The sequence below is a fragment of the Mesorhizobium hunchu genome, assembly GCF_040081975.1.
GTDB lineage: Bacteria > Pseudomonadota > Alphaproteobacteria > Rhizobiales > Rhizobiaceae > Mesorhizobium > Mesorhizobium hunchu.
In genome coordinates, this window is sequence record NZ_JBEBMG010000004.1 from 308418 (window position 1) to 331526 (window position 23109).

Annotated in this window: 37 protein-coding genes; 15 read left to right on the forward strand and 22 right to left on the reverse strand. The window is 61.1% G+C overall.

The window, feature by feature from the left end; genetic code table 11:
• Positions 1 to 71 precede the first annotated feature (71 nt).
• The 3 genes from clpX (at position 72) to ABMA46_RS10025 (ending at position 4487) form a co-directional block, all read left to right on the forward strand.
• Positions 72 to 1352, forward strand: coding sequence for an ATP-dependent Clp protease ATP-binding subunit ClpX (gene clpX / locus ABMA46_RS10015; protein ID WP_348999188.1), 1281 nt, complete (start codon positions 72 to 74; stop codon positions 1350 to 1352).
• Positions 1353 to 1616: 264 nt separating this feature from the next.
• On the forward strand, positions 1617 to 4019 hold the full coding sequence (gene lon, locus ABMA46_RS10020) for an endopeptidase La (RefSeq protein ID WP_348999189.1): 2403 nt from the start codon (positions 1617 to 1619) through the stop codon (positions 4017 to 4019).
• A gap of 195 nt (positions 4020 to 4214) precedes the next feature.
• The gene (locus ABMA46_RS10025; RefSeq protein ID WP_348999190.1) at positions 4215 to 4487 is read left to right on the forward strand and encodes an HU family DNA-binding protein; all 273 of its coding nucleotides are present in this window, start codon (positions 4215 to 4217) and stop codon (positions 4485 to 4487) included.
• 282 nt (positions 4488 to 4769) lie between these two features.
• Here the strand turns inward: ABMA46_RS10025 and ABMA46_RS10030 are convergent, their stop codons facing one another.
• The 20 genes from ABMA46_RS10030 to ABMA46_RS10125 form a co-directional block, all read right to left on the reverse strand.
• On the reverse strand, positions 4770 to 5153 hold the full coding sequence (locus ABMA46_RS10030; RefSeq protein WP_348999191.1) for a hypothetical protein: 384 nt from the start codon (positions 5151 to 5153) through the stop codon (positions 4770 to 4772).
• 265 nt (positions 5154 to 5418) lie between these two features.
• A complete protein-coding gene (locus ABMA46_RS10035) occupies positions 5419 to 6543 on the reverse strand; it encodes a hypothetical protein (protein ID WP_348999192.1) in 1125 nt (374 codons plus the stop codon).
• Positions 6531 to 6806 carry a hypothetical protein gene (locus ABMA46_RS10040; protein WP_348999193.1) on the reverse strand — a complete coding sequence of 92 codons (276 nt, stop codon included), beginning with the start codon at positions 6804 to 6806 and terminating at the stop codon, positions 6531 to 6533. The genes ABMA46_RS10035 and ABMA46_RS10040 overlap by 13 nt, the downstream gene beginning before the upstream one ends.
• Positions 6807 to 6983: 177 nt before the next feature.
• Positions 6984 to 7310, reverse strand: coding sequence for a hypothetical protein (locus ABMA46_RS10045; RefSeq protein ID WP_348999194.1), 327 nt, complete (start codon positions 7308 to 7310; stop codon positions 6984 to 6986).
• On the reverse strand, positions 7310 to 7567 hold the full coding sequence (locus ABMA46_RS10050; RefSeq protein WP_348999195.1) for a hypothetical protein: 258 nt from the start codon (positions 7565 to 7567) through the stop codon (positions 7310 to 7312). The genes ABMA46_RS10045 and ABMA46_RS10050 overlap by 1 nt, the downstream gene beginning before the upstream one ends.
• Positions 7554 to 7817 carry a hypothetical protein gene (locus ABMA46_RS10055; RefSeq protein ID WP_348999196.1) on the reverse strand — a complete coding sequence of 88 codons (264 nt, stop codon included), beginning with the start codon at positions 7815 to 7817 and terminating at the stop codon, positions 7554 to 7556. The genes ABMA46_RS10050 and ABMA46_RS10055 overlap by 14 nt, the downstream gene beginning before the upstream one ends.
• On the reverse strand, positions 7807 to 8028 hold the full coding sequence (locus ABMA46_RS10060) for a hypothetical protein (protein WP_348999197.1): 222 nt from the start codon (positions 8026 to 8028) through the stop codon (positions 7807 to 7809). The genes ABMA46_RS10055 and ABMA46_RS10060 overlap by 11 nt, the downstream gene beginning before the upstream one ends.
• A 1-nt stretch (position 8029) precedes the next feature.
• Positions 8030 to 9265, reverse strand: coding sequence for a hypothetical protein (locus ABMA46_RS10065; protein ID WP_348999198.1), 1236 nt, complete (start codon positions 9263 to 9265; stop codon positions 8030 to 8032).
• The gene (locus ABMA46_RS10070; protein WP_348999199.1) at positions 9262 to 9654 is read right to left on the reverse strand and encodes an HNH endonuclease; all 393 of its coding nucleotides are present in this window, start codon (positions 9652 to 9654) and stop codon (positions 9262 to 9264) included. Before ABMA46_RS10070 ends, ABMA46_RS10065 begins: the two co-directional genes overlap by 4 nt.
• Positions 9654 to 10844: a recombinase RecT gene (locus tag ABMA46_RS10075; RefSeq protein WP_348999200.1), complete on the reverse strand. Its 1191-nt coding sequence runs from the start codon at positions 10842 to 10844 to the stop codon at positions 9654 to 9656. The genes ABMA46_RS10070 and ABMA46_RS10075 overlap by 1 nt, the downstream gene beginning before the upstream one ends.
• A 1-nt stretch (position 10845) precedes the next feature.
• Complete coding sequence (locus ABMA46_RS10080; RefSeq protein ID WP_348999201.1) at positions 10846 to 11532, reverse strand: exonuclease domain-containing protein; 687 nt, start codon at positions 11530 to 11532, stop codon at positions 10846 to 10848.
• A 1-nt stretch (position 11533) separates the two neighbouring features.
• The gene (locus tag ABMA46_RS10085) at positions 11534 to 12538 is read right to left on the reverse strand and encodes a PD-(D/E)XK nuclease-like domain-containing protein (protein WP_348999202.1); all 1005 of its coding nucleotides are present in this window, start codon (positions 12536 to 12538) and stop codon (positions 11534 to 11536) included.
• A complete protein-coding gene (locus ABMA46_RS10090) occupies positions 12538 to 12738 on the reverse strand; it encodes a hypothetical protein (protein ID WP_348999203.1) in 201 nt (66 codons plus the stop codon). Before ABMA46_RS10090 ends, ABMA46_RS10085 begins: the two co-directional genes overlap by 1 nt.
• Positions 12735 to 13043: a hypothetical protein gene (locus ABMA46_RS10095; RefSeq protein WP_348999204.1), complete on the reverse strand. Its 309-nt coding sequence runs from the start codon at positions 13041 to 13043 to the stop codon at positions 12735 to 12737. The genes ABMA46_RS10090 and ABMA46_RS10095 overlap by 4 nt, the downstream gene beginning before the upstream one ends.
• A complete protein-coding gene (locus ABMA46_RS10100) occupies positions 13043 to 13327 on the reverse strand; it encodes a hypothetical protein (protein ID WP_348999205.1) in 285 nt (94 codons plus the stop codon). Before ABMA46_RS10100 ends, ABMA46_RS10095 begins: the two co-directional genes overlap by 1 nt.
• A gap of 293 nt (positions 13328 to 13620) precedes the next feature.
• Complete coding sequence (locus tag ABMA46_RS10105; protein ID WP_348999206.1) at positions 13621 to 13842, reverse strand: hypothetical protein; 222 nt, start codon at positions 13840 to 13842, stop codon at positions 13621 to 13623.
• Positions 13839 to 14246, reverse strand: coding sequence for a hypothetical protein (locus ABMA46_RS10110; RefSeq protein ID WP_348999207.1), 408 nt, complete (start codon positions 14244 to 14246; stop codon positions 13839 to 13841). Before ABMA46_RS10110 ends, ABMA46_RS10105 begins: the two co-directional genes overlap by 4 nt.
• A 718-nt stretch (positions 14247 to 14964) precedes the next feature.
• Positions 14965 to 15348, reverse strand: coding sequence for a DUF5615 family PIN-like protein (locus tag ABMA46_RS10115; protein ID WP_348999208.1), 384 nt, complete (start codon positions 15346 to 15348; stop codon positions 14965 to 14967).
• Between the two features lie 27 nt (positions 15349 to 15375).
• Complete coding sequence (locus tag ABMA46_RS10120) at positions 15376 to 16017, reverse strand: DUF433 domain-containing protein (RefSeq protein WP_348999209.1); 642 nt, start codon at positions 16015 to 16017, stop codon at positions 15376 to 15378.
• Positions 16018 to 16127: 110 nt separating this feature from the next.
• Complete coding sequence (locus tag ABMA46_RS10125) at positions 16128 to 16793, reverse strand: XRE family transcriptional regulator (RefSeq protein ID WP_348999210.1); 666 nt, start codon at positions 16791 to 16793, stop codon at positions 16128 to 16130.
• Between the two features lie 114 nt (positions 16794 to 16907).
• Between ABMA46_RS10125 and ABMA46_RS10130 the strand changes: the two genes are divergently transcribed.
• The 10 genes from ABMA46_RS10130 to ABMA46_RS10175 all read left to right on the forward strand — a co-directional run bounded on the left by ABMA46_RS10130 (position 16908) and on the right by ABMA46_RS10175 (position 21361).
• A complete protein-coding gene (locus ABMA46_RS10130; protein ID WP_348999211.1) occupies positions 16908 to 17153 on the forward strand; it encodes a helix-turn-helix domain-containing protein in 246 nt (81 codons plus the stop codon).
• Positions 17150 to 17461, forward strand: coding sequence for a hypothetical protein (locus tag ABMA46_RS10135; protein WP_348999212.1), 312 nt, complete (start codon positions 17150 to 17152; stop codon positions 17459 to 17461). The genes ABMA46_RS10130 and ABMA46_RS10135 overlap by 4 nt, the downstream gene beginning before the upstream one ends.
• Positions 17458 to 17634, forward strand: a complete 177-nt coding sequence (locus ABMA46_RS10140) for a hypothetical protein (RefSeq protein WP_348999213.1) — start codon at positions 17458 to 17460, stop codon at positions 17632 to 17634. Before ABMA46_RS10135 ends, ABMA46_RS10140 begins: the two co-directional genes overlap by 4 nt.
• Positions 17631 to 18497 carry a ParB/RepB/Spo0J family partition protein gene (locus ABMA46_RS10145; protein ID WP_348999214.1) on the forward strand — a complete coding sequence of 289 codons (867 nt, stop codon included), beginning with the start codon at positions 17631 to 17633 and terminating at the stop codon, positions 18495 to 18497. Before ABMA46_RS10140 ends, ABMA46_RS10145 begins: the two co-directional genes overlap by 4 nt.
• Before the next feature lie 2 nt (positions 18498 to 18499).
• Positions 18500 to 18673 (forward strand): hypothetical protein, encoded by a 174-nt coding sequence (locus ABMA46_RS10150; protein WP_348999215.1) that lies wholly within the window; start codon positions 18500 to 18502, stop codon positions 18671 to 18673.
• A complete protein-coding gene (locus ABMA46_RS10155) occupies positions 18673 to 18933 on the forward strand; it encodes a hypothetical protein (RefSeq protein ID WP_348999216.1) in 261 nt (86 codons plus the stop codon). The genes ABMA46_RS10150 and ABMA46_RS10155 overlap by 1 nt, the downstream gene beginning before the upstream one ends.
• A 3-nt stretch (positions 18934 to 18936) precedes the next feature.
• Positions 18937 to 19449, forward strand: coding sequence for a DnaT-like ssDNA-binding protein (locus ABMA46_RS10160; RefSeq protein WP_348999217.1), 513 nt, complete (start codon positions 18937 to 18939; stop codon positions 19447 to 19449).
• 1 nt (position 19450) lies between these two features.
• Positions 19451 to 19825: a hypothetical protein gene (locus tag ABMA46_RS10165; RefSeq protein ID WP_348999218.1), complete on the forward strand. Its 375-nt coding sequence runs from the start codon at positions 19451 to 19453 to the stop codon at positions 19823 to 19825.
• 71 nt (positions 19826 to 19896) lie between these two features.
• The gene (locus ABMA46_RS10170) at positions 19897 to 20922 is read left to right on the forward strand and encodes a head morphogenesis protein (RefSeq protein WP_348999219.1); all 1026 of its coding nucleotides are present in this window, start codon (positions 19897 to 19899) and stop codon (positions 20920 to 20922) included.
• Between the two features lie 13 nt (positions 20923 to 20935).
• A complete protein-coding gene (locus ABMA46_RS10175; RefSeq protein WP_348999220.1) occupies positions 20936 to 21361 on the forward strand; it encodes an HK97 gp10 family phage protein in 426 nt (141 codons plus the stop codon).
• Here the strand turns inward: ABMA46_RS10175 and ABMA46_RS10180 are convergent.
• A complete protein-coding gene (locus tag ABMA46_RS10180; RefSeq protein ID WP_348999221.1) occupies positions 21358 to 21549 on the reverse strand; it encodes a hypothetical protein in 192 nt (63 codons plus the stop codon). The genes ABMA46_RS10175 and ABMA46_RS10180 overlap by 4 nt on opposite strands.
• Positions 21550 to 21566: 17 nt before the next feature.
• Here ABMA46_RS10180 and ABMA46_RS10185 point away from each other — a divergent pair, with 17 nt between their 5' ends.
• Positions 21567 to 21992: a phage tail terminator-like protein gene (locus ABMA46_RS10185; protein ID WP_348999222.1), complete on the forward strand. Its 426-nt coding sequence runs from the start codon at positions 21567 to 21569 to the stop codon at positions 21990 to 21992.
• Between the two features lie 58 nt (positions 21993 to 22050).
• Here ABMA46_RS10185 and ABMA46_RS10190 read toward each other — a convergent pair whose 3' ends face one another.
• Positions 22051 to 22533: a retropepsin-like aspartic protease gene (locus tag ABMA46_RS10190; protein WP_348999223.1), complete on the reverse strand. Its 483-nt coding sequence runs from the start codon at positions 22531 to 22533 to the stop codon at positions 22051 to 22053.
• Between the two features lie 102 nt (positions 22534 to 22635).
• Between ABMA46_RS10190 and ABMA46_RS10195 the strand changes: the two genes are divergently transcribed.
• Positions 22636 to 23109, forward strand: coding sequence for a hypothetical protein (locus ABMA46_RS10195; RefSeq protein WP_348999224.1), 474 nt, complete (start codon positions 22636 to 22638; stop codon positions 23107 to 23109).

Here is a 23109-nt window from a genome sequence, read left to right on the forward strand (position 1 = left end):
GAAGTGGATTCCCGCGATAGATAGTGGATATGGCGTTCGGCCGCGGCCGATGTCCATGAAAGGACTGGACGATGAGCAAGGTTAGCAACGGCGGCAGCGGCGGCGACTCCAAGAACACGCTCTATTGCTCGTTCTGCGGCAAGAGCCAGCACGAAGTGCGCAAGCTGATCGCCGGCCCCACCGTCTTCATCTGCGACGAATGCGTCGAACTGTGCATGGACATCATCCGCGAGGAGAACAAGACCTCGATGGTGAAGTCGCGCGAGGGCGTGCCGACACCGCAGGAAATCCTCACCGTCCTCGACGACTACGTGATCGGCCAGCCCTACGCCAAGCGCGTGCTGTCTGTGGCCGTGCACAACCACTACAAGCGCCTCGCCCATGCCGGCAAGAACAACGACGTCGAACTGGCGAAGTCGAACATCCTGCTGATCGGCCCGACCGGCTGCGGCAAGACGCTGCTGGCGCAGACGCTGGCGCGCATCATCGACGTGCCCTTCACCATGGCCGACGCCACCACGCTGACGGAAGCCGGCTATGTCGGCGAGGATGTCGAAAACATCATCCTGAAGCTCCTGCAATCCGCCGACTACAACGTGGAACGTGCCCAAAGGGGTATCGTCTACATCGACGAGATCGACAAGATCAGCCGCAAGTCCGACAATCCGTCGATCACCCGCGACGTGTCGGGCGAGGGCGTGCAGCAGGCGCTGCTCAAGATCATGGAAGGCACCGTCGCCTCCGTGCCGCCGCAGGGCGGCCGCAAGCACCCGCAGCAGGAATTCCTGCAGGTCGACACGGCCAATATCCTGTTCATCTGCGGCGGCGCCTTTGCCGGCCTCGACAAGATCATCTCCGACCGCGGTCGCAAGACCTCGATCGGCTTCGGCGCGACCGTCTCTTCGCCTGAGGAGCGTCGCACCGGCGACCTGTTCCGCCAGGTCGAACCCGAGGATCTGTTGAAATTCGGCCTGATCCCCGAATTCGTCGGCCGCCTGCCGGTTCTCGCCACGCTGGAGGATCTCGACGAGGCTGCTCTGATCTCGATCCTGACCGAGCCGAAGAACGCGCTGGTCAAGCAGTACCAGCGCCTGTTCGAGATGGAGAATGTCGACCTGACCTTCCACGAGAACGCGCTGTCGGCCATCGCCAAGCGCGCCATCGAGCGCAAGACCGGCGCGCGCGGGCTGCGCTCCATCATGGAAGCCATCCTGCTCGACACCATGTTCGAGCTGCCGGCGCTGGAGGGCGTGCGCGAGGTGGTGATCTCCGAAGAAGTGGTTTCCGGCAACGCCCGCCCGCTCTACATCTATGCAGACAGCAAGGAAAAGAAAGGGCCGGTCAGCGCCTGAGGCAAGGCAGTCGGCAATGGGCAGTCGGCCATCGGGGCGTTGTCGGACCGGATGCGATTGTTCCCGCGGCTGCCGACTGCCCATTGCCGACTGCCGCCCCTTGATCTCGTCGCCCCTTGCATCCACTTAACGACAGAAGGCCGATGGGCCGCATTCCGTGCTGACAAATCCCCGTCACAAAGGATGATAGGCGGAACGACCCGCGGTCGTTAATATGAGATTCGTGGCCGGCTTCTGAAGCGGCCGCGACAGAAAGGTTGGACAATGGCCAAAGTTACCAGGTCACCCGCTGACGGCGTCTTCGCGGTCCTCCCGCTGCGCGACATCGTCGTCTTCCCGCACATGATCGTGCCGCTCTTCGTCGGCCGCGAGAAATCGATCAAGGCGCTGGAAGAGGTCATGGGCCAGGAAAAGCAGATCCTGCTCGCCACCCAGATGAACGCCGCCGACGACGATCCCGAGCCGGCCGCGATATACGACGTCGGCACGCTCGCCAATGTGTTGCAGCTTCTCAAGCTGCCCGACGGCACCGTCAAGGTGCTGGTTGAGGGTGCCTCGCGCGCTAAGATCGAAGCGTTTACCGACCGTTCCGATTTCCACGAGGCGACCGCCTCCGTGTTGAAGGAGCCGACCGACGAAGAGGTTGAGATCGAAGCGCTGGCGCGCTCGGTGGTCTCCGACTTCGAGAACTACGTCAAGCTCAACAAGAAGATTTCGCCCGAGGTGGTCGGCGCTGCCAGCCAGATCGACGACTATTCCAAGCTTGCCGACACGGTCGCCTCGCATCTCGCGATAAAAATTCCCGAGAAGCAGGAGATGCTCGGCACGCTGTCCGTCAAGGAGCGGCTGGAGAAGGCGATGGGCTTCATGGAGGCGGAGATTTCCGTTCTTCAGGTCGAGAAGCGCATCCGCTCGCGTGTAAAACGCCAGATGGAGAAGACGCAGCGCGAATACTACCTCAACGAGCAGATGAAGGCGATCCAGAAGGAGCTCGGCGAGGGCGAGGACGGCCGCGACGAGGCTGCCGAGCTGGAGGCGCGCATCAAGAAGACGAAGCTGACCAAGGAGGCCCGCGAGAAGGCGGAAGCCGAATTGAAGAAGCTGCGCACCATGTCGCCGATGTCGGCCGAGGCCACGGTTGTCCGCAACTATCTCGACTGGTTGCTGTCGATCCCGTGGGGCAGGAACTCCAAGGTCAAGCAGGACCTGAACTACGCCCAGGAAGTGCTGGACGCGGACCACTACGGTCTCGACAAGGTCAAGGAGCGCATCGTCGAGTATCTCGCCGTGCAGAGCCGCCAGAAGAAGATCAAGGGGCCGATCCTGTGCCTCGTCGGACCGCCCGGCGTGGGCAAGACCTCGCTCGGCAAGTCGATCGCCAAGGCGACGGGGCGCGAGTTCATCCGCATGGCGCTCGGCGGCGTGCGCGACGAGGCCGAGATCCGCGGTCACCGGCGCACCTATATCGGCTCGATGCCCGGCAAGGTCATCCAGTCGATGAAGAAGGCCAAGAAGTCCAATCCGCTCTTCCTGCTCGACGAGATCGACAAGATGGGCCAGGACTTCCGCGGCGATCCGTCGTCGGCGCTGCTGGAGGTGCTCGATCCGGAACAGAACGCGACCTTCATGGATCACTATCTGGAGGTCGAGTACGACCTGTCGAACGTGATGTTCATCACCACGGCCAACACGCTCAACATTCCCGGGCCTCTGATGGACCGCATGGAGATCATCCGCATCGCGGGTTACACCGAGGACGAGAAGGTCGAGATCGCCAAAAAGCATCTGATGCCGAAGGTGGTGCGCGACCACGCCCTGCAGCCGAAGGAGTTCTCCGTTTCGGACGACGCCATCCGTGGCATCATCCAGACCTACACGCGTGAAGCAGGCGTGCGCAGCCTCGAGCGCGAGCTGATGAAGCTCGGGCGCAAGGCGGTGACCGAGATCCTGAAGACCAAGACCAAGTCGGTGAACATCACCAGGGAGAACCTGGCCGATTATCTGGGCGTCCAGCGCTATCGCTTCGGCATGGCCGAGACGGACGACCAGGTCGGCGTGGTCACGGGTCTTGCCTGGACCGAGGTCGGCGGCGAACTGCTGACGGTCGAGGGCGTCATGATGCCCGGCAAGGGCAAGATGACCGTCACCGGCAATCTGCGCGACGTGATGAAGGAATCGATCTCCGCGGCGGCATCCTACGTCCGCTCGCGGGCCATCGATTTCGGCATCGAGCCGCCGCTCTTCGACAAGCGCGACATCCACGTCCACTTGCCGGAGGGTGCGACGCCGAAGGACGGTCCGTCCGCGGGTGCTGCGATGGCCACGGCTATCGTCTCCGTGCTGACCGGCATTCCGGTGCGGGCCGATATCGCCATGACCGGCGAGATCACGCTGCGCGGCCGTATCCTGCCGATCGGCGGCCTGAAGGAGAAGCTGCTTGCCGCGCTTCGCGGCGGCATCAAGAAGGTGCTGATCCCGGAAGACAACGCCAAGGACCTGGCGGATATTCCGGACAACGTGAAGAACGGCATGGAGATCGTTCCGGTGAGCCGGATCGGCGAAGTGCTGCAGCACGCCTTGGTGCGCATGCCCGAGCCGATCGAATGGGTCGAGCCGGTCACGCCGCCCAATGCCGGCGACGAGGCTGGAAAGTCGCTCGCGCACTGACCGACGCGGATAGTGCGCTGCACAATGGAAAAGCCGGGCTTCGTGCCCGGCTTTTTCGTGGAAAAGCCTGCAATTCCGGGGTTTTTGCGCCCTTCGAAGGCGATTTCGACTTGGTGTCGGAAACGCTTGTCCCTACAGTCCGTTTCCTGCCGGATGAGTCGAGGATTCCGGTTTTCTCATGGAAGGGAAACTTAAATGAACAAGAACGAACTGGTGTCCGCTGTCGCCGACGCGGCCAAGATTTCCAAGGGTGACGCTCAGTCGGCGGTCGATGCGGTGTTTTCCGTGATCACCAGCGAGTTGAAGAAGGGCGGCGATGTCCGCCTCGTCGGCTTCGGCAATTTCGGCGTCTCGAAGCGGGCCGCTTCGACGGGCCGCAACCCGCAGACCGGCGCGGAGGTGAAGATTCCCGCGCGCAACGTGCCGAAGTTCAGCGCCGGCAAGGGCCTCAAGGACGCGGTCAACTGAGGCTTTGTTCAGCCTTCATGCCGAAAAGCCGGGCTTGCCCGGCTTTTCTTTTGCCTGCCTTGCGCAAGCCGGTATGTGGGTTTGTTTAAAAGAGAGGGCGCGGCGGACGCCGCACCTTTTTCATCCCACCATCACAACGTCCCACGAGCAACGGAGGGTGGGCGCGAGAATGTTTCGTGCATCGATGCCGATGCCGCCCACGAAAAAAGCCGCAGGCCGGAAAACCTGCGGCTTTTCGATTATCCCGACTTCTATGCGCCGCTCGCCTGTAGGCAGGGCGCCTTATGGCCTCTTGTTCCAGTCGGAACGGCAATAATTATTCCACTTCGCCGGCTTGCAGTCGTCGCGCCTGTTCGAATCATGCCTGTCGCGATCATTGCGGTCGTGCCGATCATTGCGGTTGTTCCAGTCGTTGCGTCCGTCGTGATCCCTGCGATCGTTATTGTCCCAGCGGTTCGGAGGTCGCCTGTCGTGATGGTCGCCCATCGGCGGATTAATGATCGGACCCGGGCCGCGATGCATGGGAGGGCCGCCATCCACGCAGCCGGAAAGGGCGATGCCCGTCAGCCCTGCCACGACGGCAATGGCGATGCTTGTTCTCCTCAAGGCAATTCCTCCTTCGTTTCGCTCATGGTTCGGATAGCCACTGGGCGCCCGAATGGCCATGCACGGTTGATAAACGGATGAAATATCGGACTACGGAGGCGCGAACGCGCACTGCGCCGACAGGGTCTGGGTTTCGTGGTGTCCCGGACGTCCGGCGATGCATATCCCTGGATCGATCGGGAGAAATGGCGCGAGTGACGGGGCTCGAACCCGCGACCTCCGGCGTGACAGGCCGAACGGATAACGTGCTCTGTCAATGAGTTCAGACTTTTCGATCGGCCAAGAAAGCGACGGACAAAGCGTGAAACTTTGAACGGATCAGCACCTATTTCCGAAGTCTGTTTCGACCGATTTTCCGGGCTTCATCTGCCAGGCGCACCATCTCGACTTGCACCGGGACATAGGTCTGCTCGAGCTTCTTCGATTGGCTGACCGAGTTGGCGAGCTTGGCCGAAAGCGCCATGTCCTTTACGCCGCCGGCGACTGCCTCGACGCTGCCCGAGCGGCGGAAGTCGAGCATGACGCGAGTGTCCTCGGGGAACTCCAGTTTGCGAATATCCCGGAAATCCTCGGAAAATGAATTCTTCAGGTAGGCAGCGCCGCGCCGGGTGCGGAAGATCGCCATATTGGGCATTGGCTCGGCGTCGCCGAACTGGCTCTGCACATACCAGCGGAATAGCCTCTCCGATCGCTTGGACAAGGTCAGAACGCCGTCTCGACCTGTCTTGCGTCTGGTAATGTCGAACCAGATGCCTTTCTCGTCCTCCCGCTTCTGGCCAAGAGTCAATGTACGGGCATCGACTGGCGCAGCGGCGCCATCCCACATGCAAGCGAGGGCGGCGGCAAGGCCGAAATATTTCGCCCGAATCGCCCGCTTGATCAGCCGTACCGCCTCTCCCTCTGACCAAGTCGCGCTCCGTCCTTTAGGTTCCGTGTTGCGGACGGCCAGCGATGGGTCTTCGCCAGTTGCGTATTTCAGCGCGATCATCACTCGCCACAGCGCGCGCCAAATCTTCAATGCGCGATGGGCTTCACGAAGAGAGATGTCTTCCTCGATGGCCTGCCGCCACTCCGAGATCATAGGCATCGTGACGTCGGTGGCGCGGTAGTCGCCGAAGGTTGTTTTGATATAGCGCCAGGCGCGATCCCAATCTTCGCGGGTTCGAGGGGCCTTTTTCGACCATTCCAACGTGCCGCGGTAAAGCAAATAGGCTTCGCCGACCGAACCGGCCGGCCATGTTTCCACCGAAGGAATTGGTGTCACGGTCGCCGGCTGCTCTGCCCGCGCGTCCCAAGCGGCGTTCAAGTCCTCGGCGATCGCCCATGCTGATGGTCCGTCAGGACCGCAGGGCGTCGGCTTGAACCCGACTCTGCGCATCGCGGCCGTGGGCTGCCAATAGCCACGGCCGTTCTTCAAAACGCTGTAGTAGCGGATCTTCACCTTGCCCATGCCCGCTGCCGTATCCTCTCCAGCGCAATGGAGGGATCGGAGACAGCAGTTCCGGCTTTCGTCAATCCTGATCTCGCATCTACCCAGGCGTCCACAGCTTGCAAACAGTAGTTGCCGATGATCGGGTCTGGGTGAGGGAAGCCGTTCGCTTCAAGCGCTTCGCGGATTTCTCCGAAGCGTGCAACAGTGACGCCGAGGCGTCTGGCGACCTTTTCCACAGGCACCATCCTCGGGTCGATCGGGAAGCGCAGGGCGCTAGCCATCCTCCCCGCCCTCCTTCTGTCTGGCGAGGTCAGTTCGAGCCGCATGAAATGCTTCACGCATGGCCTTCTTTGCAGCGTCAACGGCTTCATCCATGCCGCGTCGAAGTTCAACGCTACGGCATACCGGGCAGCCCCATGCGGAGACCTTCTTGTGAAGGAGGCAGTACTGGAAACTCATCACCCCGCCTCCTTCACGTCTAGGGCGGCTTCGGCTTCGTCGGCCATCATGTGCGCCACAGTCATTTCCTGCGTGGCTGGGCACATGTCGCTGATACGCCGCAACGCCGCCTCCAGCCTTGCGGCTCTGGCCTCTGCTGCCGTCCATGCTTTCGTGCGGTCGTGGGCAAGCTCTCGGTATTCGTTTCGGCTCTGCGTCACAGCCTCTAGCTGCTCTTGGAGGCGGGCGTGGTCGTCGTGGCGAACCCATTCTCCATCGGATCGCTCCGAGATTTCTGCGTATCCAGATGGGACGAAGATGCTGTATCTTTTGGGTGCATCGACCATCACTCACCTCCCTTGTGTTTCTCGTAGAAGCGGCGAGCGGCGTCGAAGTCCCGTGGCAAAGCCTGTGGGTTCTGCGGCCGGGCAAACGGCTTTAGCACATCCATCGCCTCGGCCTTCCATGCTTCGAGTGCTTCGATGCGGTCGGCCAAGGTGAGGAAATCGTCCCACGCCACCTGGATGGATTTTCCCTCGGTCGGCATGGCCAACGGTCGGTCAGGCGCAAACCGATGCTTCGCCACCAGTTCAGCACTGTTCATCGCGCCCTCCTATCGTTGCCTCAATGGCGGTGGCGATTTGCTCTGCCGTCTCCCGCGTCTGCGAATGAAGGACCTCCTCAGCATAGACCCTCGCAATCTCAGCACACTCTTTCCGGACGGCGGTGTCACGGGCCATGAGGGTGCGGGCGAGGACCGGAACCTGATTGAGCCGATCGTTGATAAATCCCATATCGGCCCAGATACGAGAAGCCTCCCGCATGATCTCATCGGGTATCTTGTCAGCCATCATCGCGCCCTCCATCGGCAAGGGCGCGGCGGCCGGCTAGATCAAGCTTTCGCGCATCGGAATGCGTTCTAACGGCAATGCATGCTTCTTCGACAAAGCCGATCTCGCATGGGAGTTCTTCGGGGTCAGTCACCCTTCGCGCTCGGACAATCCATCCGTCGAGATCAGTGCGCCAGCCATTCAGCCAGTTTAAGACGCGCGTCAGCTTCATCATCTCACTCTCCCTTCGGCGCGGCGGAAAGCATGGCGCGGACCCGCTCAACCTTCTTCGCCATCGGGCTGTTGGGATTGTAGATGCCGTAAATGCTTTCGCGAGACGGCTTGCTCTGCACCTTGTCGATCGCTTCCAACAAGTCTTGCACCGGCTCCCGCCATCCCGGCTGGACTGGATGGGCGATGGTGGAGAGGATGCGGCGCTCGTAATCGGCTTGGGCGGCTGCTTTGGCGGCTTCGCGGGAGCCACAATGTTCCATCGCGCCGTTGTCGAGCCACCAACTTCCGGAGGCATTGATCTTGTATGATCCTAGAAGCGTATCGGCGTACTCGATCCGATTCCCTGGGTCGTACCACTCCAGCGGCTTCACCGCCACCGCCTGCCTGCTAGGGGCTGGATGGGCGAAAGCCTCGATCACGTCGCGGCGCTTTTCCAGCAGGAACAGACAGGCCTCGACCTTAGCCAGCGTAGACATGCCCGGTTCGAAATCCGGCATGATCTGCGGGCCGTCATCGTCACCTTGACCGGCGTCGAGCATTTCCTCGATCTGGCGAAGTTCCGCCACCGCCTGCCCGTCTGCGCCTACGGCCGACAAACCTTCGAGCATGTGCAGAACCAATGCTTTCGCTTGCTTGTAGTCGAACAGGTTCGTCCCGACCGGCTCGAATGTATGGCCGTAGTCCGTCTGCTTGACGAACTGGATGCCGCCGTCAGGGTTGAAGTCGTCTGGCAGTTTCCAACGAAGAAACTGCTGCACCATGTGCTCGATCTGCGGTTCGGGAAGGGGCGAGCCTGCGCCTATGGCGGGAGCTACCACCATTTGAGCACCAACATCGTCAAACTCCTCTACTAGATGGAACGGCTGCTCGTCGCCTGCGCCTATGGCGGCGGTGATGGCATTCTTAAGCGCTATATGGTGGTCGTATTCAGGAGTGTCTCGGTAAGCCTTAATTGCGCGCTTCACCATAGCATCCGTCACCTGCGCCGGATTGGCGGGCTGCGGCGAGGCGTAGACCGGAATGACGGCATGACCTTGCCGATCGTATTGTTCGCGATCAGGGGCGAAGAACGGCCCACCGTCGAAGCCCTGCACCAGATACCCGACCGGTTCGCCTGCTTGGGGCTGCGATAGGGCGAGACGCTGCAAATCCTCGATTGAGAGAAAACCGGTCTTTTCAGCTTCCGCGATAGCCGCATCTAGCGGGATCGATCGTGCGCGCGGGTCCAGTGTGGTCATGATGCGGAAATCTCCTTGAACAGAGAACGGCGCGGCGGCATCGGCTTCGGAGCCGGTTTCTCGGGCTTGGGCGCGCTCTTGATGGATTGCTTTGGACGGATTGCGCCGATGTGCTTGCCGCGCACCTTGGCAACCTTGGCCTTCTCGGCAACATCGGCAGCGGTCTTGACCGCATGGCAGGTGATATGGACCGGCTTGAGATTGGACTGCCGATTCTCGCCGCCATTAATGAGCGCCGTGAGGTGATCTAGCGCCCACTTCTTGCCGACGATCACCACGCCGCAGATGTGGCACTTGCCGCCGCAGTCATCGAATATGCGCTGACGGACGCGCGGCGGGGCGCGATGGTCGTCGGTCTTGCCGATCCATTCGGAGACGGTGCGGGCCATCACACGATGTCCTTCGTCTCGACGCCGACAATCCCGGCGATGAGTTCCAGCGTGTCAGCCGCTTCCTGTTCACCGAAGCAAACGAGCTTGCACTGCTTGACGATCGAGAGAGCCTTGGCGCGGGCTACCTGTGAGATCGCCTCGGGCGCCTTGTTACGAAGATCGTTGGCGATCCCGGCAACGAGCTCTTGCTCGCCGATGCCGGTTGCAGCCCATAGCTGTTTCGCGACGGAAAGCAGCCACTCGCGATCGTCCGGAGATAGTTCGGAGGAGGATGCTGACTGACCACCATGGTCAGCCTTCGAGGTTTCGGACGCCTGTGCATCCTCCTCCGTGTCCGCCGCATCGGCGGGTTCTGAATTGGTGGCAGCGACGGTATGGCCGGGGGACATGGCCCCGTCGCTGCCTTCGTCGGACGGAGAAGGGTTATCCGACGATTGGGAATTGTCTTCGGTTTGGGTGCTGGCAGCCTCACCAGTGAGCGCGGCCGTCTCCCGGGTCACAAAGGACTGGTCGAAGCCTTCGCGCGTCTGTGGGGCTTCCTGACGGGCTTGGAGTCGCTGCATGACCGATGGCTGTTCGGGCGATACGTCTCGCATTTCGGCAAAGCGCATCTCCTCCACGTCGTAGATGCCGAGAATGATCTCGGGGCACCACCGACGGGCGAATGACCGGAGCGTGTAGTAGGATTGCTGCTGATCCGGGTCCGACTTCCACAGCGGCGAGTTCTTCGGATGGATGTCCTTGAGCTTCGGGCTCTTGACCTCGCGCACCGCGCCGTCCTTGAACTCGGCGATGACGATACAGACGCGATCCGGTCCTTCGCCTGTCCACTTGATGTCGGGTCGCTGCTTCAACGGCGCAAAGGCATTGATGACGCCGGCAATGACCTGTGCCTCGTAGGCCAGATTGTCGTTGACGAAGTAGCTCTTGCGGGCCAGCGCATACGGGCTGGTTCGGAATCGGATCGCATCGTCAATGATGCCGAGGCAGGCGCCGGGCTGGCCGCGAAGATGCTTCGGCACGGCCGAACCGGAGACGGCCATCATCTTGGCGTACTCCATGACCTCGCCGGCGTTCTGGAACGTGATGCCGCCGACGCCGACGGTGATCGCCGATGACACGTCGCGATTGATCTTCTCCTCGATGGCCAGCATGCGGGAATCGGATTGGGTGGCGATCTGGTTCATGTCAGTTGGCTCCAAGGATGGTGCGGGCGGTGTGCTTTTCGTCGACGCCGAGTTCGGACTTGAACGCGATCCACTGGAGGTAATCGCGTGGCAGGTCGGCCCAGCGCATGCCGCGGTGCTTGCCGAAGGTGATGGTCTGGAGAACGACGGGCGCAGAGGTCAGTTCGACGAGCTTCGCCACGCTCGACGCGAAGATCAGGCGGCGGAGAATGAAGGCCGTAACCAGCGTGTCAGGCCCGGCCCGGTGTGGAGGCATGGCCGCGACAGGATCGAGGCCGTCGCCGTCGACGTTGAGCCAATAGCGGAGCACCTGATTGGAATGGCCGGGTGCGTCAGGGAAAAGGTGCTTGGCGCACTGGAGGGTGCAAATCCATTCGTGCTGCCCGCCTCCGAAGAACGCGCGCTCGAACTTGGCATTGTGGGCCGCGAACATGTCGCCGGGCTCCATGCCGTTCATCAATCCGGCGCAGGCCACATCGGGAGATACAGCACCGGCAACGTCGGCGTCCGAAATGTGGTGGACGGCGCGAGTGACAGGCGGGATCGGGTGGCCGGGATTGACCAGATAGGAACCGTGGCCGGTAATCTGCCAATTGTCGGAAAGGTCGGTCCAGCCGATTTCGCAGATGCCCTTGACCTGATCCTCGGGCAGACCAGTGGTTTCGAAGTCGATGACGCGGATTTTCATGTCAGGCTGCCTCGGCGCTGAGTTGCGTGCTGATGCGAGTGCTGGCCCAGGCCGGCATCTCGATGAAGGAAATGTGCTGGTCGTGCCCGTCGAACCCGGGCCATTCGCCGCGCTCGATGCACTCGGAAAGGATCGCCAGTCCGCGCATTGCCTGGCGCTCGCCAAGGTCGATGTCGCTGTCCTTCAACTGCATGATCCGCACGTCGTAGGGCGGTTGCTTCTCGACAAAGGCGAAGGTGAAGGACGTGAACGCGTCGGGGCCGAGAACGTCGCGGACAACCATGCGGGTGAAGCCGGCTTGGATATGGTAGCCGTGCGCGAAGATCGATCGCGAAAGGCTTTCGTCATCGACCGAGGCGGCCGTTTTCAGATCCACGAAATCGCCGCTGGCGTTCGGGATGACGTCGGGCCGGCTCTTGAGCCAGATGCCGTCGCGCTTGGTGAACAGCGACCGCTCGATCCGGCCATTCAGGATACCGAGCCGAACCGCTTCCTTGGATTGGAGCGCGGACGCCATGTGGCGGATATGGCCGATCTCGGTTTCGGTGATGACCGTCTTGCCGACCTTGGCCATTTTCTCCAGCCATTCCTTGCAGGCGTTGGAATTGGCGTTCCAGGGCTTCCAGTTGCCCTTGTCGTCCTCGTACTGCTTGGGGCGAAGCGCATATCGCTCGGCAAAGCCATCCTCGCCCAAGAGGAGCATGTGAGCCGCCTTGCCGAAGTCGAGCGCCGGTTTGCTCTCCGGTTCCTCCCGGTTCGGGTTGTATGGGCTGGTCCACCAGTATTCGAGCGGCCGGCGAAGGATGGCGCGGACGCCGCTGGATGAAATGGAAAAGCCGTCGAACAGGTCAGGGTCGTGGTGATAGCGCTCGATGTCGACGCCGGCGTAGACGCCCTTATCGGTGATTTTGCCACCACGATAGATGTTCTCGGCGCGCAAGCCATCGACCAGATTGCCCATGACGGCGCCGACGGATTGAAAGCGATCGGGCTCGATGCGGTCCACTATGCTGCCCTCCGAATTGAGAGTGTGAGTTCACGCTCCCGCAAGGCGGTGCGCAGTTCTGTCGGGATGCTGGACGCGAGCAAAATCTCAATCGCGGCCATTTGGTCGTCGCGGGTCGGCCGCCAGAGTTCGCGGGCCTCCCGCTGCATCTGGCTCATGCGGACGTTGGCGATTTCGTCGGCGTGGTCGACGGGGATCATGGGGTGCCGCCTTCCCGAGCCTTACGAGCGCCACGGAAATGCGCGATCATATTGTCCTCGTCCGCGCCGATCACGCACCCGTCGAATGGCGAGAGGATCGCTCTGTATGGGTAGCGCTTGTTGATCAGACGGGCGCAAGCGTAAGGAAGCCCCGCGTACTCTTGGAAGTTCAGGTTGAATTCGACCTTCCATTCGTCAGTTTCCCCGCGCCAAAGGCCGTCAGGCGGCGGGAATCCGGGCGCTCCGTTGGCTTCGGCCCATTGCAGGACTTCCGCGAACAGTACGCTGACGGGAGTATCTGGCATCAGTCGGCCTCCCCTGCATTGCAGGCGTCGAGCAGCGCATCGATGGCCATTGCGTCTTCGCGGTCAATACGAGAGGCGATTTGGCGGCGGAGATCATCAACCCGTTCCGATCCGGTCACGTTAATGCCAACTCCGAACCGGTTTACCTCCCTCAACAGGTCTACGAGTTCCTGATGAGCGCGCCACAGGTCTAGGATCAGACTAGCCGTACCATTGCTGGGGGATGACAGACCTTCAAGGAACCGCATCACGCGGGTGCCTAGATATTGCGTCTTGTCAGCCATCACACCGGCCCTCCAACCGCCGCAGCCACCAGACCGCAGGCGAGAACAAACCAGTGGATGCGAGAGGGGCGGGAGGCGAGCCAATTCCAGAAGGCGTCAGACATTGGTTCGGCCCTCCGAAATCTCGACGCACCCGAAAGACGACGGCTTGCGGCAGGAGCAGAAGTCGTACTCGTCGCCGTAGTCATCGAAATCGCTATCGTCCGACCAGCATCCCGGCTCCTCGCAGCCGTCACAGCCGCAACCGCCGAACTCGTCGGATCCGCAGCAGACATTTCCGCAGGCGTTACACATCACGGGGCCCTTTCCTTGCTGGCGATGACAGGGAAGCGACGGTTGAGGTCGGCAATCCCTTCGACGAGAGCGGCCTCGACGGTGGCGCCGGAACCGGAGCCACATTCTTCGCCCCTGTGCGGGAATGAGGAAAACGGCGCGCTATTGTTGGCGATGTACGTCACCGTCAGAGCGGTCAGGCCATGCACTTCGCAGGCGGCTTTCAGGAAGGCGTCCATCACGCCGCCCTCCGCATATCGCGCTTAGCCCGCATCAAAAGCTCGGGCTCATCCTTCCAGATGCCCTTTGCCGAATAGGCGACGGACAGGGCCAGCGCAGCCTTCATGTTCAGCGGGACGATGGTGTCGAGCGCGGGTACACGACGGTATGCCTTGTAGGCCGGGAAGGCGTTCTCGATGGCCTGGTTGATCTCGACCCCTGCATTCAGAGCATAGGGAAGATCAGCGGTAATCGCCGACGAATAGCTCGAGGTCGTCCAGAACGCGGCGCGGCCCTCGGCAATGGCGTCGATCGCCTTTTCCCGCATGATGGTGTCTTCGTTCTGGTAGACCGCAATCGCGTCATCAAGCGAACGGCGGACGGTGATGGCCGTCTCGTCCATGTAGAAGCGGGCATGTGCGTTCATCGGATTACCTCTCTCTCACCTTCTCGCCGGGGGCGATGCAGTGGTGGTGTGAGAGGTATATCGCAGAAAATGCGATGGCGCGCAATAGGGATATCGAAAAAAATGCGATAAACCGTTGCGACGACGTTCAGACCGTGGCAAAAGAAAAGCCCCGACGGGATGATCCGACCGGGGCGCGAGGCGTCCTTAAACTCAATGGTTGAATATCAGGCTATGAACAGCGGATCAACCGAAATCGCCGTCTCGCGGCGTGGAAATCGCAAAATCTTGCGTCTGCTCGGAGGTTCCCGGCAAGATGTTGCGGCGAAAGCGCTAAAAGCGGCGGTCTTTACGGGCGTTGTCCCGCCAACTCCGATCATCCGGCGCATGAACTCCCTCGCGGTCACCGGCTCCCAGGCTGAGTCGGATAGTCACGGCGGGTCTTTCCTCGAAAGAGGTTCAACCGCTCGAATGCTGATGCGAGCTGAGAGGTAACCGGAGCCACAAACCCGCCCGCGCCGATCGCCAGCCATAGCGATTTACCGGGCACCTTGAATAAGGGGCTACGCCAATCTGGTTTTCACCACCTTGGGTTGACCGGATCAGTAGCGGGGCAGCGTAGGGACCACGTTACGGTCACTCCGGCTATACCGTGATTGAAAGCATCCTGCCCGGTTCGCGGCCCGCCTTGTGGTGGGGGCAGTAAGCGAAGGGGGAAGCTATGCCCGAACGATGTGGCCTACCGAAAAATGGTGATCACACCTTTCCCGATCTGGATCATAACCCTTTTGTCGTGCCGCTTTTTGGCCAGTTGGGATTCAAGGTCGATGAAGGGAAAGTTTTGCTCGACGCGCTCGGCAGCTTTTGGCTCCGCGCACGCCAGTTTCAACTGGCTGAGTTTTTTGAACCGACGGCGTTGGCCATCCGGGATGCGTGGCGCAATGGTCTTGAAATCCTTATCGTGGCTAACAAGCACGGCGTCTTCGTTTTCAGCTAAGGCGGCGACCAGTTGATCTACCGATCCAGCGGGGATCATATCCCGAATAAAAACGGCCTCATGACCTGCTTTACGAAGAACGACCGCGACCGTGTTGGCCACGTTCTCGTCAAGAAAAAACAGCATGCACTATCACTATGCCCCCAATAGTGCTTAGGCGGCTTTCCGGTCCCCATGCCGGATCGCCGCTTCCACGTCCTCCCGTTTGAGCGTCGGGAACTCCTGTATGATCTGGTCGACGGTATATCCCTCGCGATGGAAGGCGAGGACGGTCGATACCCGGATTCGCGTTCCCGCAATGATCGGCTCGCTGCCAGACACATTTCGGCGCTTTTCAATTTTGCCAACTGTGTCGTTCGGCCGTTCTCTGAGTGCCTTCACATCGGCCGTCACGTCATCGACAATCGCCTTCAGTTCGATGCAGGCATACTGGCCGGAAACAACACCGCGGTGCTGGCCGGTCTCGGGTTCAGTGAAGTAGACTTCGCGTTGGAGCACGTACAGTTTCTGCTTTGCCCAAAGAGACTGGTCCATATGGCTCAGGCGCTCAGCCACCCGGCGAAGATGTTGGAGCGGAACTTTATGGATACGGCGAAGAATGCTCAGCGTCCGCAGGCCGGCCACGTCGATGAACGAGTACACCCTGCTAAAAGGGGCACGCCGGTTCTCTTGGGCGTATGATGGCTTGAAAAAGCCAGTATTGTCCCAGTAACGAAGTTGCGTCAGCGAGAGACCAGTAAGCCTCGCAACGCTGGCTTCGTCAAAAGCCCCAATGATGTTGTCAGCATGTTTCATTGCTGATGCTCCCGTGCGACTATGGTTTATAGCGCGCGATCATGGTCGGACTATGTGGCCTATGGCTTGCCCGAAAATTGCGTCCTTCCATCCCCAAGCCCTCCCCAGAGCTACGCCGTCTTTAATCCCAACTGGCCTTGAATGCCGCCCTGTCGATCGATCTTGCGCAGCGCAGCCGGCGGCAGAACGGCGAAGATTTCACCGATCCATTCTAATGTCTGATCCTCTATCGGCGCTGGGTCATTCCATGATGTCAGGTTAACCTTGCCGGGCTTCGCCCCGCGCGTGATTGTCTTGATGAAGCGGCGCCCTTCGGCGGTGCGCACCGCGGCCTCCAAGCCGTAGAACGCCTCGATAGGCTTCTTCTGCTCGCGATAAACGACGATCACCGTTCCCGGCTTGAATACCGGCATCATGGAAATGCCGCTCACGGTGAATGCAACCATGTCGTCAGGAACAGGGAAGGGGAGAAGGACCTGGTCCAATCCTTCCGGCGGAACTTGTTCGTAGTCCGGTTCTACCTCCGCGCCGGCGCCAAGGTAGCCCATGATTGGGACCTCCGTGCTCCCCGGTTCGTCAGAAGCATCGGGATCTCGGTAAAGATCGTCGGGCTCGACACCTAGAGCTTCCGCCAGCGGGATTTCCCGCTTCGGCATAATGCGGGTGTGGCTATTCTCGATCCGGCTGATCGTCTGCCACTGGACACCGATCGCATCGCCTAGATCGGCTTGGGTCCAGCCCTTCGCCTCGCGCAGTTCTTTCACCCGATTTTTCATGCGGATACCGATAGCAAGCATCGCAAAAAATGCGTATCGCAGGAAATGTGATAATCGGCATTGACCGTATCGCATAAACTGCGATATACAGGCTTCGACCAACGGAGCCGACGCATGTCTCTCACCCTCAAAGATTGGCGCGAAGGGAAGGGCTGGAACACCCAGCGCCTTGCGGAAGAGCTGGGCCTCGATGAGAAGGCCGGCCCCGGAACGGTCTGGCGCTGGGAAACTGGCCGCAGCCGACCCGATGCCGATGTAATCGCCAAGATCGAGGAAATTACCGAGGGCGCAGTTACCGCCAGCGAGATGCACGAGACGCGACTGGCCTTCCTCCGTTCGAAAGAGGGAGAAGCCGCGTGATCAAGTCTCTCGCCCTCTTTGACCTTTCTCCGCCATCTTCCAACGCCGACGCCGGCGACGTGATGAAGTGGATGATCTCGGTCATGGACCGGGACGACAAGGCGCTTCACTTCGTGGCGAGCGTCCTGAGCCAGTTCCTCAAGAACGGCGGCATGTCGGAGAAGCAGGCCGAGGCTGTCAGCAAGCGCTACGCCATCGTCCTCGAACACTTCGAGCGCGGCGTCCTGCATATCCAGACTGGTGGCGCGCCATCCGGCGACGGCCCGACGAACATCACTCATATCAGCGCCCGCAAGGTGCCGGCATGAGCACCCGCATGAACTGGCGCAACGCCGGCCTGTCCTCGAAGCGGTCTCTCTCGATCCGCGATGAAGCCGAATACCGCGATCACGACGCCGCTTCCCGCTGGCTGAACGGCAAGGCGAAGTTCATGGCCGCGAAGGCCAAGAAGCGCGGCAAGCGCGGACGGAGGTCGGCATGAGCCTCGCCCGCCAGATCAAGCCGAAAGGCGAGGGGACGCCGGAGGCTATTTCGACCGGCGAGTATCGCTCGATCGATCTCCAGGCCATCCGCCTCGACCAATCCGCTCAGCCGCGCGAAAGCCTGAATACTGAACGCACGGCGGAATACGCCGAAGCCATGAAGGCGGGGGACAAGTTTCCGTCGTTGGTCGTGTTCTTCGATGGCGAAGTGAACTGGCTCGCCGACGGTTTCCATCGCCACTATGCCGCACAGCAGGCGGGCATCAAGGCGCTGTCCTGCCGAGTTCTGCCGGGCGGCTTGCGCGATGCGATCCTGTGGAGCGTCGGCGCCAATGCCAAGCATGGTCTGGCTCGGTCCGATGAGGATAAGAAGCGCGCCGTCATGCGCTTGCTCGACGATGCCGAGTGGTCGACTTGGACTGACCGCGACATCGCCAAGCGCTGTCACGTCTCGCATCCTTTCGTCGCCAAGATCAGGAAGGCTCACGCCGGGGATACTGGAAACGTTTCCAGTATGGAACGGACCTACGTCCATCCGAAGACTGGCAAGCCGACGACGATGAAGACGGCAGGCATCAACGCCAGCCGCACTCAATTCCAAGCGAAAGCCTCCGAGGACAACGGCAGCATAACCGGCGGGGCCGGCGCTGTGACGGGAGAGGCGAGTATCGCCTTTGCGCCGAAGGATGCGAAGCCGATTGGCCCGGCCACGGACAAGCCCAAGAAGGACGGCGGCGCCGGCGACGATGCTGCCAAGGCAGACCTGGCCGAAGCCCGCGCCGAGTACGAAGCCAAGCTCGGCAGGAAACCCTTCAATGGATGGGACGCCAAGACCCTTCGCGAGAAGATCGCGGCGGCCTGACCATGGCCGACAAGCGCCTGGATGAGATGGCCGAGGACGCGACGGCTGAATGGCTATGCCGATCCTCTATCACGTATCTCGAATGCGCCATCTCGCTCATGCTCACCCACATGACCAAGGAAGCAGTGCTTGAGGTCATGCGCGCCGAAACCAAGATGCTGGAAGAACTCGACTGATGAGCAATGTCGTCAAATTCGGCAAGACCGTCCTACCCGGCGAGGCGAATGACGATCTTGTTTCCACCCTCGAATGGTTGCTCGCCGATGCCAAGAGCGGAAACCTGCGCGGCTTGGCCTATGCCACGGTTCGCGAAAACAACGTGATCGGCACCGGCTGGGACGGTTCGGACGGCACTCGCTATCCGCTCGGCACGGCAATCAGCATCCTGTCGGTTCGGTATCCGACCGCCGTCATGGACGGCAAAGACGAGGCATGATCCATGGCCGATTTCTACGGCGTGCTCGCTGCGGCAACGACATACCATGCTGATCGCGGCAATGCTGCCTGGTCCGCTGATGGCGTCACTGATGCGCAGCGCACTGCCGCCCTTGTCCGCGCCTCTGGTGCTCTGGATGGCCAGTATGGCAGCCAGTTCCCCGGCTATAAGACGGGGGGCAGGGCGCAGGCCTTGGCATGGCCCAGAACGGGCGCATGGGACGCCTGTGCCGACGAAGACATTCCAGACGATGAAATCCCCGTCCAGATCGAGAACGCGGCCTACGAGCTTGCCTTGGCCGAACTGGTGCGGCCGGGATCGTCGTCGCCGACAGTAACGCCAGGCAGGGTGGTGAAGCGGCAGAAGGTCGACACGATCGAACGGGAATTCTTCTCGGCGTCGGAGGGCGCATCGATGTCACCTGATGCGATGCGGCCGGTCCTGATGGCGGTGGAAGACGCCTTGCGCTGCATCCTAGTGCCGGCCAGCGCGTCGGTCGATCTGCTGAGGGTGTGACGTGGCCGGCTTCTACGAGGAAATGGGCGATATGGTGCAGGACTTGCTCCTGCCTGACACGGAGGACGGCCTTGGGCAGGGCGTTGTGTCGCTCAAGCGCACCACCACGACCCCGGGCGAGAACGAGTGGGACCCGCCGACGGAGACCAGCCAGACATGGCCGCTGAAGGCGGCCGTCAAACGTGTCGACCAGCGCTATGAGAACGGCGTCCTGATCGTCGCCACGGTCGATATCGTGACGTTTGCCGTGCCTGACACGGTGCCGGTGATTACGGACACGCTCGTTATCGACGGTAGGGAGCGCGCAATCACCAGTTTGAAGCCGACGCCATCGGCGGGGACTGTGGCGGTTTGGAAGGCTGTGGTGGCCGTATGAGCCGAGCATCCACTCGCCGCGAGATCGAGGAGCTTCTCGCCAAGTTCGAACCGGATATCACGCAGGCATTCTTGGCCGCCGTCGATGACATTCGCAGTTCCATCGTTCTGCGCGTCGTGGTCAATTTGCTGGAGAAGGGCGACGTTCAAGGCGCGGTGGCCGCGATGAACCTTGACCATGACGCCTTCGCCAAGTTCGAACTGGCGATTGTGAACGCTTACAACGGAGGCGGGCAGGCTTTTGTGGCCAATCTGCCCAAGATGTCGGACCCGAGCGGCAACCGTGTGGTCTGGCATTTCGGTGTCAGGAACACGCCCGGCGAGGCAGAATTGCGCCGCCATAGCGCCGCCTTCGTCACAGCGGCTACGGAGGATATCAAGCAGGCTATCGGGGAGTCGATGGCCGAAGGGTTGGCTAAGGGCCAAAACCCGACGCAGACGGCGCTACAGGTCATCGGCAAGGTCAACCGCGTGACGGGCAAGCGCGAGGGCGGCATTCTCGGCCTGACTTCGCAGCAGTCCGATTACGTGGACAATCCACGGTATCGCCTCAACCCGGATGTCGAACCGCCCGGCGCTCGCCAGCAACTCGAAAGTGGCGACCCCGCGATGATGAAGGCGTATTTGAAGCGCGGCCGCCGCGACAAGAGGTTCGACAAGACCATCCTGAAAGCGATCAAGGACGGCAAGCCGTTACCGAAGGAGTTCATCGACAGGGTGGTTGGCCGCTACTCGGATGGATTGCTCAAGCTTCGCGGCGAGGCCGTGGGCCTGAACGAGACCATGAATGCGCTGGCGAAGTCACGGCACGACGCCATGCAGCAACAGATCGACGCCGGTAAGGCTGAATCGCAGGACGTGACGAAGGTCTGGCATCACCCAGCCGAAGAACATCCGCGCCTCCAGCATATCGCAATGGACGGAAAGTCGGTGGGGTTCGAGGAACAGTTCCAGATGCCGGACGGCACGCTGATGCGCTATCCGCACGATCCCGACGCGCCGGCCAAGCACACGATCTTCTGTCGTTGCAGGACAGAATATCGGTTTAATGCAATCGATGCACTGATCCGTAAGCGGAGGTTGGCCGGTGTCCAGTAGCTTCGCCGCGACCGTGAACGAATGGGTCAATGAGGTCGAGGGCGCGATTGAAGCCATTTATCGGGATTCGGTGGATGAACTGGTCGAGACCGCGCAGAGCTATGCGCCGGTCAAGACAGGCTTCCTCACCAACTCGCTTCTGGCCTCCACGGCAATGATGCCGCCGGTCGACCCAGCCAAGAAGCCGGCCAAGGGGGCGACCTATCCGAAATCGGAGATCAGCGCCGAGATCGTCAACGGCAGCTTCGGGTCGGTCTTGTACCTCGGCTACACCGCCGCCTATGCCGCCAGGTTGGAGTATGGATTCGATGGCGTCGATGAGCTCGGCAGGGTCTATCGCCAGCAGCCAAGGGCCTTTGTCAGGCGAGCCGCGCAGGATTGGGCCAACATCGTGAACCGGAACGCGCAGCGCCTCTCGGCGAAACTGGCGTTCTCCTAGTCGCGGTCGCCGGTGCGCTCGCGGTAGTCCTCTACGGTCAATAGGCCGCGCTGTAGCGCTTCCAGCTTGGCGTGGGCCGCATCTATCGCGCCTTGCCCTTCATCGCTATCAGCGCGCTTCCTGCGGAACAGGAGCAAGGCTTGATGCAGGAGGTCATAGACCTCGCGATTGGTGAGCGGCGGCTTCATTCGAGGGAATAGGTAGCATGACAGCCGCGACAATTGAAACTGCCATGCGTGAAGCTGTGGCGGCAAGGGTAGCCTCCCTGCCAATGGCCGAGACATACCCCCCGGTTTGGTTCGATGGGCCAGCCTACACGCCGAATGCGAACACGCCTTACATCCGAGCGGCGTGGATACCGAACAGCACGAACAGGATGTTCATCGGATCTGGCGATCCGCACCAGCGCCTGTCGCTTCTGCAACTCGACTTCATGGCGCCGAAGTCATGGACCGGGAAGCAAGCAACGCAGGTGGCGGGGCAGATCGCAACGCACTTTGCCGCCGATACCCGCATGAACTTCGGCGAGGTCACCTGCCGTGTCACCGCAGCCCCGCATGTCGCCGCACCAATGGCCGGGGACGTGTTCATGCAGGTGCCGGTGACGGTGGGTTTGGAGGCGTGGGGATGAAGGCCAGTGCCGAAGCCGTTTCGCTCCTGTCAAATGCAATTGGTGACACGATGAGCGCTCATGACGCATCTTTCAGTGGATCTGTCGGGGTCACAAAGCGAACGGACGAAATGCCGCCAGAGGTCCACTCGAATTCGCAAGATTGCAAGAAGACGCGGCCCAATAGCAGATCGTAGGGGTTTCCTTGCGCCCGGAGCGGAGAGGAGAATACCTCCTGTCGGGTAGTCCAATCGTGTTTGGGAAAGTGAAGTTGACAAACATGGCCGCGCGTACGGCTGTTGGCGTTTCCGGTTCGGCTATTCATTTCTCTTGTCCAAGGCATTCTGTGGCGTGAAATGAGAGCCTCATCCGCGAGGATGCCCTGCGCCCCGGTGTCGATGAGGCCAACTACTGTTTCGACAGAACGAGGGTGCAGGATGCGGGCTTCGCCAGCCTCGCTGTCCCAAGCGATACCGATTTCAATGCATGGCTGGCCATTGATCCGGTCGGCCGTGCGACGTCCGGCATTGTCGACATAACAGACTGCGACTTCGAAACTCATCATCCCCTCCCGTTCCCCAGCCCATGAAAGCAGGGCTGGGCGGGAGAGTCCATCCGCGCCCTGCGGCTCAGGGCATCCTTGAAAACTTGAAAGGAGGCCGTTATGGCACTCTACACCTTGGCCGGCACGAAAGTGTCGATCGGCACGTCGGCGGCCGTCGATTTCACCGGCGCAGCCGCAGATATCATCGAGGACTTCGAGGCAGACACATACAAGCTGATCGCCGAGACCGAAACGATCTCGGATTTCGGCGACACCGCTTCGGACGTGGCCTTTACGGCTCTTGGCGACGCCCGCACCCGCCACCTCAAGGGTTCGACGGATGGCGGCGTGGCCACGATCACATGCGCAGATGTCCCGGCTGATCTCGGCCAATCTGCTGTCAAGGCGGCCGCCGCCGCGACCAACCAGTCCGAATACAACATCAAGTTCGAGTGGGCGAACGGCGATGTGTCCTATATCCGCGGCCCGGTGATGAGCTGGTCGCGCGTCAACGGTACCGGTCCCAACAACGTCGCCAAGCGCAGCTTCGGGGTGAGCAACAGCTACGGCGAATTCATCGATCCGGCGGCGTGA